This is a genomic window from Deinococcus misasensis DSM 22328 (assembly GCF_000745915.1).
In the GTDB taxonomy this organism is placed as follows: Bacteria; Deinococcota; Deinococci; order Deinococcales; family Deinococcaceae; genus Deinococcus_C; species Deinococcus_C misasensis.
The window spans coordinates 175,962-191,333 of the sequence record NZ_JQKG01000005.1; the positions used below are offsets into that span (position 1 = coordinate 175,962).

Here is a 15,372-nt window from a genome sequence, read left to right on the forward strand (position 1 = left end):
AGCCCTTTCTTCCCCTCCCCTTTTTCGCTAAAATACAGAATGCACTCGCCAGAGGGTCGTGAAAACGGTCCTCTGCGTGTTTCTGAAGGAGCACACCATGACCCAGCCCAAAAAAGGACCCAGCACCAAGCAGAAAAAACTGCCCAAGAAGGTGCAAGAGGCCATTCAAAAAAACCAGCAGGAAAAAAGATGGGGCAGGCAGGTCAAGAAGACCCACAGCCGTCCAGAGCTTCCTCAAATCAAACCCGATCAGGTCTTCAAGGACCGTGATGGGAAAAGCCACACCTTCAGCGAATCTGCACTGAAACGGGTGGCCGCCCAGTTGCTCCACAAGCACAAAAAGCAGTGGAGGTACCGCAACTTCTCGTTTCCAGTGATTGGACACTCTGGAAACGAAATGGAAGTCACTTTCGACTTTTACGTTTACGACAGCAACGAGACCATTGTTCGGGTGATTCTGGTGGTTCCCAACGAATCCCGCGAACTCTGGGACCGTCTGGGCCTGTTCAAAAAGCAGTTCCCCATGTACACCCACGAAGTGTGGACCCCAGAAACCATGGCAGACCTGCTGGAAAAAAGCTGGCTCGGGTACTGAAATCTGGCCACCACCCAGAGGGCATTTTGCATGCCCTCTTTTTTTCTGCAAGGTACACCTACCTTTTGACTGCAGCACAAAGTTATACTTGGTTATGCAACCACTGCAAACCCCGCTGCCAGTCAAGGCTTTTGCATCCCTGACCCAAAACCCCAGAGGCATCTTTGTGATCCATCACGGATATGCCGAACACACCCACCGTTACCAGCACCTGATTGATCTGGTCAATGAACTGGGATTTCATGCCTTTGGATTTGACCAGAGGGGACACGGTCAGACCACCAATCCACCTACAGGTTTGGTCGCCGATTTTGACCAGCATGTGCAAGACAGTCTGGAATTCCGGGTGTTTCTGAAAGAACAACATCCAAACCTGCCTGTGGTCTTGTTTGGTCACAGCATGGGTGGGTTGTTGACGGTCAGAAGCGTGGAAGCCAACCCCAAAGGGGTGGATGGAGTCATCCTTTCTTCTCCCGCCTTGTTGATCGGCACAGACACCCCTCCAATGGTCAAAAACCTGTCCAGTTTCCTCAGCCAGATCACCCCGAACCTGCAGGTCTTGCCTCTGGACTCTGGAAAAATTTCCAGACGGCCAGAGATGGTGAAAGCTTACGATCAGGATCCTCTGGTGTACCACGGCAAAGTCAAAGCACGCACAGGTGCAGAGATGCTGCGTGCCAGTGGCAACGTCTGGTATGGCACCAGCCAGTGGACCCTGCCCACCTTGATTTTCCATGGCACCCAGGATGGGCTGGCAGACATCGAAGGCTCCCGGCGCTTTCATGCAGAAATTCGCAGCACCGACAAAACCTACAAGGAATTTGACGGTGGATACCATGAATTGCTGAACGACACGGTGTCAGGCGAAGTGTTGGACCTTGTCAAAAACTGGTTGAAAAGCCATTTTTGAGCCCACTGAAGCCGAATTGAGTGATTTGTGAAGTCTGAATAAAGCATGACTTAAACCTGAAGCCATGCTGAAGTCCACAAAAAGAGTACACTGGAATCAGGACGGACGAAGATGCTCTTGACCTTTTTATTGACAGCCCTGCTCAACACCACGCCTCTGGAAGTCATGATCATGGACAGCACCCTTCAGCGGGTGGTGGGCTATGGCAAACAATCTGGCAACCAGTTAAAAGTGGAATTGCTTGAAACCTACTCTGGACCAGTGCACAGCATGTTCATTGGTGAAAAAGTCACCAGCATTCAGGGGGTGCTGGTGGGCGGGCAACTGACCTTGACCACCAACAATGGTCCAACCACACTGCAACAATACCTCAACACCATGGGGGTCAACTTAAAACTGACGGTGCTCAAGAGCCAGAAAATCAATGTCAACGCCGATGACAACAACGGTGGCAACGGCAACAGTGGCAACGGCAACAGTGGCAACGGCAACAGTGGCAACGGCAACAGTGGCAACGGCAACAGTGGCAACGGCAACAGTGGCAACGGCAACGGTGGCAACGGCAACGGTGGCAACGGCAACGGTGGCAGCGGCAATGGTGGGAACAACGGTGGCAGCGGCAATGGTGGGAACGACAATGGTGGTGGAAAAGGAGGTGACAACGGAGGCGGAAAAGGTAAGAATAAATGAATCATGCGCAAATGGCAGATTCTCCTTCTTGAAGACGACCAGGCATTGCAGGACCTTCTGGTCGACCACCTCAGCAAATCTGGCCATCAGGTGCAGGCCTGCCGTACCCTTCAGGAGACCTACAACATCCTGGAAAGTTGGACCCCCGATCTGGTGCTCCTTGACCAGAACCTGCCTGATGGGGATGGACTGCAACTGATTCCCAGCATCCAGAGCCTCGGAAATTTGCCTGTCTTGATCATCACCACCAAAGGCAGCGTCCCAGACCGTGTGCAGGGCCTGAATCAAGGTGCAGACGATTATCTGGTCAAACCTTTTGCCATGGACGAGTTTGATGCACGCATCAAAGCCCTGCTCAGACGGGTTCATCCCCACGAACAGGTGTTGCTGCTGGCAGGGACCACTCTGGATGTGGGCAAATGCACCCTTTCCACCGATCAGGGAGAAACCATCCTGACCGACCATGAAATGCGCATCATGGAGTACCTGATGCAAAATGCCTCCCGGGTGGTGAACCGCGAGGTTCTGGAACAATATGTGTATGGCTGGTACATTCCGGCCTCCAACAGCATTGAAGTGCGGGTGTCGGTGCTGCGCAAGAAATTGCGTCAAATTGGCAGTGAACTCAACATCCGTGCACTTCGCAAAGCAGGTTATGCCCTTTTTGTGGAGTCCTGATGGTCTTACCACTCAGAACCCGGCTTGCCCTCTGGTATGCCCTGATCTCCATGGTGACCGTGTTGCTGGTAGGTGGCATCAGCACAGCGCTTTCTCTACAGGCTCTGGAAAACCAATTCGACAACCGCCTGGGAGACCAGGCCGATGCCATCAGTGATGCTTACAATGACCCCCTCAAAGCCCTGAGCAAACCCAAAATTCCCAGTGAGGCAGGGGTTCAAGTCCTGAACGACACAGGAAAAGTCATTGCCTCTTCTGGAGCACTGGAATTTGTCAGTGGTCCACTGACCTCCGATGAATTGACTTTGCAAGGCAAGTCTTACCGACTCGCCCAGCGGGAATGGAAACGCAATGGCCGCACGCTCGGAACCATCTGGGTGGCCCTTTCTGAAGACCCTTTGATTTCAGAGCGACAGACCCTGTTGGTGACTGTGACGGCAGGAGCCATTTTTTCTGCCATCATCACTTTCGTGCTTGGGGTGGTGATGGGCCGGATCAACCTGATCCCTCTGGAGAAAGCGGCCAAACATGCCAACAGCCTGACCCCCGAGCAGCAGGTCCTGATTCCCTATGAAGGCCACCGGGATGAAGTGTACCAACTGGTGAGTGCCATCAATGGCCTGCTGGAACGCACCTGGGCGCAACAGGCCTTTGAGAAGCAGTTTGTGGGTCAGGTGGCCCATGAACTCGGGGCACCCCTCACCAGTTTGCGGGGTTATGCAGAGCGCTTGCAGGAGCAACGTCCAGAGGCAGACCTTCAAAAAATGATCGGGATTGCCCGTGACCTTCAATTTACAGCCCATGACCTGATTCAATATGCTCGTGGACGAACAGAGATGGAACTGGTGTTGCACTTTGTGCCTGCTGTGGAGTTGCAACAAAAGCTCGAACGTCTTGCAGAGGGCATCACCTACAAGGGCAACTGGGCAAACACCTATCTGGTGGCTGACATTGATCGCCTTGCACAGGCTTTGCGCAACCTGTTCACCAATGCAAGACGGGTGGTGGGTGTGAATGGGCACATCGAATGTGAACTGTGCAGTGAAAACGGGCAGGTGGTGTTTTACACCCGAGACAACGGACCCGGCATTGCGCCAGAGCATCTCCCACACCTCTTTGAGCCCTTTTATTCAGGCTCTGGAAGTTATGGACTTGGGCTCAGTGTGGCCCGCAAAGTTGCAGAGCAACACGGTGGTCAATTGACAGTGCGCAACCTTCCAGAGGGAGGCGCCGAATTTGCCCTCCGCATTCCTGACGCTGAGGATGACCTCGAACTGGACGACACCGAATTGACAGACGATTCCCCCGCTTGAGGATGGGCATTGCCCTGACCCGGACATCCCCGATCGTCTGGGTCTGGTGATCCCGGTCTTTCCTGAAGCACAAACACCCTGCTTTTTTCTATGCTGCTCGGGTGTTGAATGTTCGATTGTCCTCTCAAAAAGGGTTGACCCTCATTGAAGTTTTGATGGGCCTGATGGTGCTGGCCCTGCTTGTTTTGTGTGTTGTGCCTTTGCAAACGGGCAGTTTGCAGGCTTCCGGAAAAGCCAGCATGGTCCAGAAAGCCAGTTTCTGGCTGGATCAAACTCTGGCAGGTTTGCATTTGCAGGATTTTGAAGGACTGACAGCCCGTTGTCGAAACCAAACCAGAGACGGCTTTGAGTTGCAGTGCACCCTTGAGCCTTGTGGGGTTCAGAGGATGTCGCTGCAGTGTCCGGGACCAGACCTCGCAGCTTACCGGGTCAGCGTGAAAGTCAAAAAGCAAAACCATGTGCTGGCCTCCGCTCAGACGGTGATCGCCCGATGAAAAGACAGGATGCTGGTCTGACTTTGCTGGAAGTTTTGTTGTCCCTCGGTCTCTCTGGAGGGCTGTTGATGCTGGCCGCCCAGTTGTCCCATGCTGCCCGAGAGGTTGCTGAAATGCAGGCTGTTCGGGACATGCTCACGCAGGATGTGTCGGTGGCCAAACAGTTGATGGAGCACACGCTCAGCCATGCAGGTGATTCTGGCGCACTTGAACTGGACCTTCAAAAGATTTCAGTCCCACAGGAGGTGTGGGGAGGACTCTGGCACCTCTTGAAGCAGCCCACCTTGCAATTGGGACAGCAAGGTGGTGATCGGGTCTGGGTTCGCTGGGTGGAGCAGATTCAGCAAGGCCATCGTCCTGACGAACTGGTGTTTCATATCGTGCGGTCAGGCTTTTTCAAGTCCAGCAGGCAGAGCCTGTCCTGGTCCGAACAGAACCTCTGGTGCACCCTGAATGTGCAAAGCCAGCAGTCCATTTGCACCTCCGGCCCAGAGCGTTCCCAGCCTGTGGTGGACCATCTGGAAGCCTTTGAGGTGTTCTTTCATGGAGCAGTTTCGGGATGGACAGCCCATCTGCCTGCATCACAGGACGTGAACGCCATTGGCATCTATCTGCGGTTCAAAAAGACCTTTGCAGCAGGCAAGGATTGCAAAGCTTTTCCTTCCAGAGGGGTGGATTTGCCAGCTTCAGCCACACAACTGGGCATCCGGTCTCAGAACCTGCAAACCCAACCCTGCCAGAGTGTCAGGCACGAAGCTGTTGAGACCATTGCTTTGCAGAACCAGCAGTCTTTTGAGGGCGCACAGCCATGAAAACGCGTTTCAGAGAAGACGGGTTCATTCTGGTGGTTCTGCTGGTCCTTTCTGCGGTCTTGCTGTTGCTGGGCAGTGGCATGGCTTTGATGGCCCAGAGCAGTTTGCAAGCCTCTGGAAATGTCCGGGCAGGCCTCCGGGCAAAACAGGCTGTGCTGGCCAGCAGGGACACGGCGCTGGCTGTTCTGCCCAGCCTGTCCACAGAACAACTGCAAACCGATGTTTCGCTGGCCCCTCCTCTGGAAAGCACCTTGCAAGGCAAGGCCATTTTGCATCTGCTCAAAGCCGATCCAGCGCAAGTGTTGATCGAAATCCGGTCTGAAGGGCACGCTGAACGTGAAGGCATGGCCCGACTGAGCACTCTGGTGCAGGGAACCCGTCAGGCAGATCCAGAGTGGTTCTCTGGCATCTCTTCCATGCAAAGGATCACTTACAGCACTGCGCCAACCCTCAAAAACGAGGCCACCTTGCTGGTCAGGGCAGCCACAACAGGACAACCTGAGATGCCCTTTCCTGCGTTTGCTCCAATGGTTTCCGCTCTGGGTGTGGAGTGTCAGCAGAAGTTGGGTGGACTCAGGGTGGATTCGCAGGCCCAGTGGGATGTGCTGTTTCCAGCGGGCAGTCAGGTGTGCATTCAGGGCGATTTGCAAATCCATGCACCCATTCTGATTCAGGACATCAAAATGCAGGTGATGGGAAAGCTGTCCAGCCTCTTCCCCATCGGTTTGCACAACAGCATGGTGGTGACACAGCAAGCCAGAGGCTTGCACTTGGAAATGGAAAACAGCACCCTGTTGTCGCCTGAACCCATGACGGTTCAAACCTCTCTGGTGACCGGCAATAATCTGTTGTTCTCAGGGCAGAACCTCTCTGTCACCTTGCAAAATTCCGCTGCAGAGGCCAACACAAAAGGCATTCTTTCTCTGGTGGCACAGCAAAACCTGCAAGTGAATGCTACAGGAAACCATTGTGGGGTTCTGTGGGCAGGTGGAAACCTGACCTACTCTGGCACAGGTGAGTTGCAGGGGGCAATGGCTGCGCGTGGTCCTGTGGTTTTGACAGGTCCCACCACTGTGGTAAGAGATGAAACCCTCGGGCATCCCTTGATTCCGGGCCCTTGGAAATACCGGATCCTTTCAGAAAAAAGGTTGTAAACATTATGGAAAGGAAAAAGAGGGGATGCATCTCCCCTCTTTTCAGGCATGCATGATGGGATTTACTGGATTTTCCAGCGGGTGCCCTGAGCGGTGTCTTCCAAGACCACCCCAATGGCCGAAAGTCTTGCACGCAGGGCATCGCTCTTCTGAAATTCTCGGGTGGCACGGTAGTTCTGGCGTGCTTCGATGACCAGTTCCATCAGGGTCTGGATGACCTCCGGGTTGCCCGCATCGCTTTTCTGGTCTGCGAACAGGCCGAGCACATCGCCACCCAGAGCGAGGTAAGCGTCCAGCACGGCTTGCAAGGTGTCTTTGCCCACCGCACCCGTCAAGGCAGAGTTGACATCCCGGGTGAGGTTGAACAACGAAGCCACCGCTTCGGGTGTGTTGAAGTCATCGGAGAGGGCTTCGTTGAAGGTGGACACATGCTGTTGGAGTTGGCCTTCCAGAGCAACATGGCGACCCTCTGGAGCACTTTCAAGGCGGCGCTTGACTTCCAGCATGGTGTCACGCAGGCGGGCATAACCGCTCTGGGCTGCACGCAGGGGCTCTTCAGAGAATTCGGTGATTGAGCGGTAGTGGCTGGACACCAAGAGGAAACGCACCACCATCGGATCGTATTTGGCAAACAGGTCTTTGAGGGTGGTGAAATTGCCTTTGCTCTTGCTCATCTTTTCGCCGCCCTGCACGGTCACCATGTTGTTGTGAATCCAGTAACGGGCGAAGGGATGTCCTGCAGCCTCAGCCTGAGCAATTTCGGCTTCGTGGTGGGGGAATTGCAGGTCCATCCCTCCACCGTGAATGTCGAAGTTCTCTCCGAGGTACTTGAGGCTCATGGCAGAGCATTCGATGTGCCAACCCGGAAAACCCTCTCCCCAGGGGGAGTCCCAGCGCATGATGTGGCCTTTTTCTGCCCGTTTCCAGAGGGCAAAATCTCTGGGATCCCGTTTCTCTTCGCGGATGTCTTCACGGGTGCCCGAGAGCAGTTCTTCCACTTTGCGGCCCGAAAGTTTTCCATAAGGTTCATAGCTGGCCACCGCGAAGTACACGTTGCCATCCACCTCGTAGGCATAGCCTTTTTCGACGAGCTCTTGGGTCAGTTTAATTTGCTCAGGAACATGTCCGGTGGCTCTGGGGGTGATGTCTGGTTTGAGGACATTCAGGGCAGTCATGTCCTCGAAGTAAGACCAGTAGTACTTGTCGGCAATTTCCATGGGCTCCAGTTTTTCCAGAGCCGCACGTTTGAGGATTTTGTCGTCTCCATCGTCGCTGTCGTCGGTCAGGTGGCCCACATCGGTCACATTCGAGACAAAGCGCACTTTGTACCCTGCGTGTTTGAGGTACCTGCGCACCACGTCGAAAGAAACCTGTGCTTTGGCATGCCCGAGGTGGGCGTCGCTGTAAACGGTGGGTCCGCAGACGTACATGCCCACATGGCCGGGGGTGGTGGGGGTGAAAGGTTCTTTCTGCCGGGTCAGGGTGTTGTACAGGTGAATCTCGGGCATGGTTCCTCCTGATGGGTTTTGGATGCTTTGCTGGCTTCACAGGGCTGCTGGATGGGCAGAAGGGACGCCAGAACTTGGCAATACACAAACAAAAACCGCGCGGCAGGACACGCGCGGAAGCAGGTTCAAGATCAACGTCACCTTCCGCTGGGTTCAGCGGCAACAGATGTTGAAGTGACGGTCAAAAAGCATGGGACCATCATAACTGATTTTGGGCTCAGGGTGCAGGACATCAGCCATTTCGTTTGTTTTCGAACTTATTTTTAAACTTGGTATAAAAATCTGCTATGATGGTCATCAACATGAAACCCGAAATGCTGACCCAGATGCTGGCCACTGTCCCATTCAACGGCTGGATGAACGTCCAAGTCACCGACCTCAAACCCGGCGAAGCCACCTGCACCCTTGATCCCCGCAAAGACCTGCTGAACCACATCGGCACCCTGCATGCTGCTGTTCAGTTTGGGCTGGCCGAATCTGCTTGTGGGGTGGCCATTGCCAGCTCACTGCCCGGTGGCCTGATGGCCTACACCCCCCTGATCACACAGGTGAACTTCCAGTATGTGGCCCCCTTGCTGGGGCAAGGCACCGCCAGAGCCACCATCGAACCCCATGCCCTGCAAACCATGCTGTCTGAGCTGGAAAACGCTGGCAAAACCCGCGTGAATGTGCAGGTCGAGGTCTCTGGTGAAGATGGTGTGGTGGCTGGTTCGGGTACCCTTGCGTGGTACGTGCGCAAAAACCAGAGCTGACCCCAACCCATCCAGCACCACCAAATCCTGAACCCAAAAAGAACCCCCAGAGCCTTTTCTGGGGGTTCTTCTGCAAGGTGTGCGACGCAGATCAAGTGGCTGGGCAAGAAGGTTTTTGCTTGGATCAGAGGAAAGGAGAGAATGGACAGGGTGTGGGTGAATCAGGGTTGCCAGCTGCCACCGTTGTAGGTCACAGGACCGGTGGTGGGTACGGTGTAGGAGCGGTTGCTGCCCCCTTCCCAGGTGAGGGAGGCTCCACCATCGCCGGGTTTCTTGATGAACTTGAACTGGATGGCTCCAGCAGGCAGGGTGGTGGTGACTTTCCAGGTGCACACCGATCCAGAGCAGTTGCTGGCGGTCATGGCGAGGGAGTTTGCGGTGTTCCAGGCACCGAGTTGGCTGATGTTGCCCACCAGATGCACGCTCTGGCCGAAGAAGGTGCTGGCTTGCACCTGGAAGGTGACGGAGGTTCCGGGAGGTGGGGGCACCACAGCACCCGCTTTGTAGATGGCCATGCTCTGGGCAGGGATGCTGACGGGCAGGCTGCCGTTGGTCACGGTGGCACTTGCAGGAGCACCATATCCGAGTTGGTCGGTGAAGACCGTTCCGTTGGTCAGGGCAGACTTGTCTGTTGCACTGATGCCGCTGGTCTGGATGGGCACGTTGATGTTGGCGGTGGTGGTGGAGGTGTTCAGGACCACGATGATGCGGTTGGTGCCACTGCCGCGGTAGTAGGCCATCACGTTCTGACCGCCGTTGGGACGCCAGAGTTCGGTGTAGGTGCCTTTCCAGAGGGCTTCGTTGCTCTTGCGGATGGTGACCAGTTTTTTGGTGTAATCGTAGGTGTATTTGGGGGTTGCTCCACCTGCAAGGAAGCCTGCGCCTCCGGTTGCACGGCCTGTGTCGGTCCATGCCCAGCTGGGCATGTCGCGGCGGTTGTCGGGGTCGGTGCCACCGTACATGCCGATTTCGTTTCCGTAGTAAATCTGGGGAATGCCAGGAACCGTGAACAGGGATCCCAGAGCCAGCTGGTAGCGTTTGCGGATGTCTGCTTCTGCAACGCCGAAACCGGGTTCATTGATGAAGCGGGCCACATCATGGTTGTCCAGCAGGTTGATGGTCAACAGGGAGCGGTTGAGGCCCCAGGTGGTCACATAGCTGTTGATTTTGGTGGCCAGAATGTCCAGGCTGCCTGCTTTGGCGATGGAGTCCACGAAGGCTTTGCGCAGGGGGAAGTTGATGACCGAGTCAAACCCTGCATCCATGAACTGGGTCAGGTCGCTGGCGTTCTGGTCGTAGAAGGCCTCTGCGAAGGTGAAGACATTGGCTTTGGCGGCATTGATGCCGGGAACCCAGCTGCCAGACCAGTAGGTGTTGGGAACGTGACGGGCGGTGTCCATGCGGATGGAGTCCACGTTGTAGGTGGTGACCCATTGCTTGGAGATGTTGGTCAGGTAGTTGGCAACGGTGCTGTTTTCCTGTGCGAAGTCAGGCAGGGCGTACAGGTCACAGTAAATGTCTGGATCGCCCAGAGTGGAGCACTGGGGTTTGGGTGGGTGAATCCAGCTGGGTTGCTGGGAAACGATGGGGGCACCCACACCTGCGTGGTTGACCACCATGTCCATGATGTATTTCATGTTGTAGGTGGTGTTGTGCATGGTGTTGATCAGGTTGGTGAGGTCGGTCGAGGTACCGAGCTTGGGTTCAATGTTGATGTTGGCAGGATAGGCATACTTGGGCCAGTAACCGTGGTATCCGCAAGAGCCATCCGATTGCTGACCGACTTGCTCATAAACGGGGGTGGTCCAGATGGCCGTTGCACCGAGGTCTTTGATGTAACCCAGTTTGCCTTGCAGACCAGCAAGGTCCCCGCCGTGGAATTTGCGGGCATTGGCAGGATCAAAACAGTTTGCAGATCCAGCATTGTCATTTGCAGTGTTGCCATTGGCAAAACGGTCGGTGAACAGCAGGTAAATGACCTGTTGACGCCAATCATCAATGGCGGTACCAGAAACGGTCTGGGAAGACACAGAGGTTTCAGAGGGCTCAACAGCAGTGGGAAGTTGCTGGGATTGCTGTCCGCATGCTGCCAGAGCAAGGGTCAACAGGGCCAATAAACCATGACGTTTTTGCATGGAGTAAAGCTCCTTTCAGGGGTGCATCACTGGGTTTTTTGTGTTGACATGATGATAGCTCATCTTTCTTCAAACTGGAAGCAATTCCAGATTGTATACAATGATTTGCCTAGACATATATCTACAATTGTCACCCATGAATTCCAAGAGATTCACCCAGAAGCAAAATGACACTTATCTTGACCACTCTTGCAGAAAGAGCGTGGTCATAAACGATGTTCCAGACAATTTATTTTCGATTCATCAAAAACTTGTACTTTGTCCAACAAAAACACCAACGTTTTTTATTGTCTTACTTAGTTATCTTAAAAATGGCCTTTTGGTGGGGATTGAAATCCAGAAACCGGTGTCACAAGCGGTTCTGCTGCACCCCGCATTCACGATAAGAAAGGAACTATCACAATGAGATTTGTGCACACTTTCACAGTGCAAATTTCCCAGTGGGAATGGAAAAACAAAAGACGCCTGCAGAGAGACGTCTTTTACAGCGATGCTGCAACCTGTTGTGTTGATCCGTGGAAGAAGTGGATTCAGACCAATCCACTTCTTTCAAAAAACTTCCCCAGAGAGAAAACCTCTGGTGCTTCTGTCAAAGGCCTCAGTTCAGGGTGCGCTGGTCTGTCTGTTGCAACACATCTCTGGCCCGGTTGATGTACCCCTGCAATGTCAAATACCAATCATCGCTTGGATCAACGAATTTCAGGGCCTGCTCTGCGTGGTTCAGGATGGTCTCGGGCTGCTGGAAACCTTGCTGGACCAGAATGTCAGCCAGCATTTGCTGGGCAACCAACCATTCACGCCCTCCCTCCGCTGCAGTGTCTGCCACACGCTGATAATGGGCCAGAGCGTCATCCAGATGGTAGTAATCCATGGCGATGTTTCCGAGCACCAGACTGGCAGGCACCACAGCCCCCTGTTCCAGAGCCTCTTCGGCCAACTGTTGTGCTTCGGTCAGGCGGCCCATGCGGTATTCCGCATCTGCAAGGTCTGCCTGTGCCTCTGGCAGGTAAGCATATTCAGGGTCACGCAGCACCTGTTGCAGATGCTCAACAGCTTCCAGGGGCTGATCGCTGTCCAGATGGGCAATGCCCATCTCATGCAAGCAATACGTGGCATCTGTTTCGGTCAAATTCAGGGCCTGTTGAAAATGGTCCAGAGCCTCCTGTGGCCGTCCCAGACCCATCAAGGCTTGCCCATAAACCAGAGCCACCCCATAACTGGGATCTCCAAGTTCTTTTTCCAGACGGTCTGCTTCTTCGATGTGCTTCAAAGCCTCAGGGTATTTCCCTTGATTCAAAAACACCTGCGCAATGGTGTAGGCGTACTGCAACTTCTGGTCATCAGGGGCATGTTCCAGATGTTCCGCAATGTATTCCAGCAATTTGTGGGCATCCTGCAGATCATTGCGGGCCAGCAAAACATTGGCCAGATCGAGGCTCAGAACAAACTGGTGCCAGGGCACTTTCACCAAACGCAAGGCTTCGCGGTAATGGTCTCCAGCAGGATTCATCTCCCCTGCTTGATCCAGCAATTTCCCATACCACGCATGGAAACGCCACTTCAAGTGATTGGGCATGCGGTCCAGAGGCAACACCTGCATGATTTCACGGGCCTGCTGGTCCTCACCCAGATTCATCAGGGTGCATGCAGCAAAAAAACGAGAAACGGGATCAGCAGTCAGACCCAATAAAGCATCTTCTCTGGCATCGGCGGTGTCTTCACCATAACTCAGGAAAAAACCCCTGAGCACCTGAAAACGGGGGGTCTCCACCAGAGCTTCATTCATTTCTGCGGCAGAGACCAGAGCAGCAAGTCCCTCATCGGAGAGCTCTGGGCCGTGCAGGGCGTACAATTCAGCAGCGAGCAGGGCCAGTTGGGCACGCTCGGGTTCACTCTTTTTGGGGTACACCTCATCGAGGATCTGAAAGGCCAGATCAAAACGGTCTTCCTGCATGACCTGTTCGATACGATTGATGATGTCTTGCAACCCTTCCAACCTGTTTCACACTCCCTCAGTTGGGATAGTTTATCTTATCTCAGCAGCAAGGGGTGGGCGGTCCATCGCCACAAGATGTGTCCTTTCAGAGGCTGCAACCACCACCGCTTCCTCATCTCAGTTCATGAATGAAACCAAAAGCCTTTCAAAGTCCAACCTCCAGCGATACTTTTGGGCCTCAGACTGTAACCTCAAAAAGCATTGAGGCCATCAAAACATAATCCAGAGCACCAAAACCGAAGTCACAGTTCTTCTGTTCTTGCTGCCACCGATCAAGATGAAAAATGGTTTTCTGCTGTCTCACAAAATGCTTTTCCCTTGGGTTTTTGTGAAACCCGATTTTGAGGAACCTCCAGAGGTGCTTTCCTTTGCTTCCATTGGGGTTTTTCCAATCATCTTCTCTCACTTGAGTCTGGTAGACTCAAGTTGTTGGAGGTTCAGTCTTGATACGCATACAGCCCTGGTTTCTGGTTTTGATCGTCTTGATCGCGCTTGCGGTCATCACCGGACAAAACGGAGTCTCACGGACTTCTGAGGTCAGTTACACCACATTCACGCAACTCGTCAAAGAACAAAAAGTGGAAGCAGTGAACATCAGTGGCTCCACCGCCACCGTCAAACTGCGGGCCCCTGAGCAGGTGGCAACCCTGCGAAATGGCACCCGTGAAGCACAAAACCTTTCGGTGATTCTGGTGGCCGACTCTGGCCTCCCAGACAACGCACTGATTGCCGACCTGAAAGCTGCCGATGTGCAAATCACCCGCCAGCAACCCAGCCCATGGTGGGGATTCCTGATGGCTTTCGGTCCCGTGCTGCTGCTGGTGGCCCTGTTCTACTTCGTGTTCATGCGCGCTCAGGGAGGCCAGAGCCAGGTCTTCCAGTTCGGCCAGTCCCGTGCCAAGCGGTATGGCAAAGAAAACAAAGTGCCCACCAAGTTCTCTGATGTGGCCGGTCACGAAGAAGCCAAACGCGAACTGGTCGAAGTGGTGGACTTCCTGAAGAACCCCACCAAATACCACCAGATCGGTGCAGAGATTCCCAAAGGGGTGCTTTTGGTCGGCCCTCCCGGAACCGGTAAAACCTTGCTGGCCCGTGCCGTGGCCGGAGAAGCCGATGTACCCTTCTTCACAGTCAGCGCTTCCGAGTTCATGGAAATGTTCGTGGGCGTCGGTGCCAGCCGTGTGCGGACCCTCTTTGATGAGGCCCGCAAAGGTGCACCTGCCATCATCTTCATTGACGAGATCGACTCGATTGGCCGCAAACGTGGTGCAGGCATCGGTGGGGGTCACGATGAACGTGAACAAACCCTCAACCAGATCCTCTCCGAGATGGACGGCTTCGACAAGACCTCCAGCGTGATCGTGCTGGCCGCCACCAACCGTCCGGACATTCTGGACCCTGCCCTGCTGCGTCCCGGTCGTTTTGACCGTCAGGTGACCATCGACCTCCCCAACCTCAAGGAGCGCGAGGCCATCCTGAAAGTGCACATGCGCAACAAACCCATTGCAGAAGACGTAAGTCTGGATGAGCTTTCCAGAGCCACCTCTTACTTCAGTGGTGCAGACCTGAAAAACCTCGTGAACGAGGCTGCTCTGGAAGCAGGTCGGGTCAACAAAACCCGCATCGAGATGCACGACTTCTACCGCGCTCTGGACAAGATCACCCTGGGTCTGGAAAACTCCAGCCTGACCATCACCGAAGAAGAGCGCAAAGCGATTGCTTACCACGAGGCCGGACATGCCGTGGCTGCCGCCGTGCTGCCCGGTACAGACCGCCTGCAAAAAGTCTCGATCATTCCCAGAGGTCGTGCCCTCGGGGCCGCATTCTACCTGCCTGAAGAGCGTGCCATGGTCAGCCAGCAGAAACTGGAAAACCAACTGGTCTACACCCTCGGGGGTCGTGCTGCCGAAGAAATCTTCATCGGACAGATCTCCACAGGTGCATCCAACGACTTCAAACAGGCCATGGGCGTCGCCAAACGCATGGTCCTTGAGTGGGGCATGGGCGAAAACTTCCGCAACATGGCTTTCGGTTCAGACTCTGGTCCGGTGTTCCTTGGTGAAGACATGGCCCACCGCAAAGACTTCTCCGAAAGCACCGCCCGACTGGTCGACGAGGACATCAAGAAGATTCTGGACACTGCCTACGAGCGTGCCAGAAGCGTCCTGAGCGAGTATGCGCCCGCCATGCACGAAGTGGCCAAGCTGCTGCTGGAAAGCGAACTCATCACCGGTGACACCGTGCGCGAAGTGGTCAAACGCAACGGTCAATCCACAGAAGCTTTTCCTTCCATCTAAACAAAACCCGGTCTGAAGCGAGGGGGGACTTACCCCCC

At 54.4% G+C, this 15,372-nt stretch carries 14 protein-coding genes; 11 read left to right on the forward strand and 3 right to left on the reverse strand.

Features of this window, described 5'->3' with window-relative positions:
* The first annotated feature begins 97 nt into the window (after positions 1-97).
* The 8 genes from Q371_RS05990 to Q371_RS06025 all read left to right on the forward strand — a co-directional run bounded on the left by Q371_RS05990 (position 98) and on the right by Q371_RS06025 (position 6,646).
* The gene (locus tag Q371_RS05990; RefSeq protein ID WP_051963412.1) at positions 98-595 is read left to right on the forward strand and encodes a hypothetical protein; all 498 of its coding nucleotides are present in this window, start codon (positions 98-100) and stop codon (positions 593-595) included.
* Between the two features lie 94 nt (positions 596-689).
* Complete coding sequence (locus Q371_RS05995) at positions 690-1,505, forward strand: alpha/beta hydrolase (protein ID WP_051963415.1); 816 nt, start codon at positions 690-692, stop codon at positions 1,503-1,505.
* 111 nt (positions 1,506-1,616) lie between these two features.
* Entirely contained in the window at positions 1,617-2,195 is a 579-nt protein-coding gene (locus Q371_RS27695; RefSeq protein WP_051963418.1) for a hypothetical protein, read from the forward strand.
* Between the two features lie 3 nt (positions 2,196-2,198).
* Positions 2,199-2,873: a response regulator transcription factor gene (locus Q371_RS06005; protein WP_034337470.1), complete on the forward strand. Its 675-nt coding sequence runs from the start codon at positions 2,199-2,201 to the stop codon at positions 2,871-2,873.
* On the forward strand, positions 2,873-4,186 hold the full coding sequence (locus tag Q371_RS06010) for a sensor histidine kinase (RefSeq protein ID WP_034337472.1): 1,314 nt from the start codon (positions 2,873-2,875) through the stop codon (positions 4,184-4,186). Before Q371_RS06005 ends, Q371_RS06010 begins: the two co-directional genes overlap by 1 nt.
* 101 nt (positions 4,187-4,287) lie before the next feature.
* The gene (locus Q371_RS06015; RefSeq protein ID WP_034337475.1) at positions 4,288-4,680 is read left to right on the forward strand and encodes a prepilin-type N-terminal cleavage/methylation domain-containing protein; all 393 of its coding nucleotides are present in this window, start codon (positions 4,288-4,290) and stop codon (positions 4,678-4,680) included.
* Complete coding sequence (locus Q371_RS06020; protein WP_034337478.1) at positions 4,677-5,492, forward strand: hypothetical protein; 816 nt, start codon at positions 4,677-4,679, stop codon at positions 5,490-5,492. Before Q371_RS06015 ends, Q371_RS06020 begins: the two co-directional genes overlap by 4 nt.
* Entirely contained in the window at positions 5,489-6,646 is a 1,158-nt protein-coding gene (locus Q371_RS06025) for a hypothetical protein (protein WP_034337481.1), read from the forward strand. Before Q371_RS06020 ends, Q371_RS06025 begins: the two co-directional genes overlap by 4 nt.
* A 62-nt stretch (positions 6,647-6,708) precedes the next feature.
* Here Q371_RS06025 and cysS read toward each other — a convergent pair whose 3' ends face one another.
* On the reverse strand, positions 6,709-8,154 hold the full coding sequence (gene cysS / locus Q371_RS06030) for a cysteine--tRNA ligase (RefSeq protein ID WP_034337484.1): 1,446 nt from the start codon (positions 8,152-8,154) through the stop codon (positions 6,709-6,711).
* A gap of 302 nt (positions 8,155-8,456) precedes the next feature.
* Here cysS and Q371_RS06040 point away from each other — a divergent pair, with 302 nt between their 5' ends.
* The gene (locus Q371_RS06040; protein ID WP_169743800.1) at positions 8,457-8,906 is read left to right on the forward strand and encodes a PaaI family thioesterase; all 450 of its coding nucleotides are present in this window, start codon (positions 8,457-8,459) and stop codon (positions 8,904-8,906) included.
* A 161-nt stretch (positions 8,907-9,067) separates the two neighbouring features.
* Here Q371_RS06040 and Q371_RS06045 read toward each other — a convergent pair whose 3' ends face one another.
* Complete coding sequence (locus Q371_RS06045) at positions 9,068-11,041, reverse strand: alpha-amylase family glycosyl hydrolase (RefSeq protein WP_084571257.1); 1,974 nt, start codon at positions 11,039-11,041, stop codon at positions 9,068-9,070.
* A gap of 136 nt (positions 11,042-11,177) precedes the next feature.
* Here Q371_RS06045 and Q371_RS06050 point away from each other — a divergent pair, with 136 nt between their 5' ends.
* Positions 11,178-11,447, forward strand: a complete 270-nt coding sequence (locus tag Q371_RS06050; RefSeq protein WP_157442552.1) for a hypothetical protein — start codon at positions 11,178-11,180, stop codon at positions 11,445-11,447.
* Positions 11,448-11,639: 192 nt separating this feature from the next.
* Here the strand turns inward: Q371_RS06050 and Q371_RS06060 are convergent, their stop codons facing one another.
* Positions 11,640-13,028: a tetratricopeptide repeat protein gene (locus Q371_RS06060; RefSeq protein ID WP_157442553.1), complete on the reverse strand. Its 1,389-nt coding sequence runs from the start codon at positions 13,026-13,028 to the stop codon at positions 11,640-11,642.
* Positions 13,029-13,480: 452 nt separating this feature from the next.
* On the opposite strand from Q371_RS06060, the gene ftsH reads away from it, so the two are divergent.
* Positions 13,481-15,334: an ATP-dependent zinc metalloprotease FtsH gene (ftsH, locus tag Q371_RS06070; RefSeq protein WP_034337498.1), complete on the forward strand. Its 1,854-nt coding sequence runs from the start codon at positions 13,481-13,483 to the stop codon at positions 15,332-15,334.
* Positions 15,335-15,372: the final 38 nt, after the last annotated feature.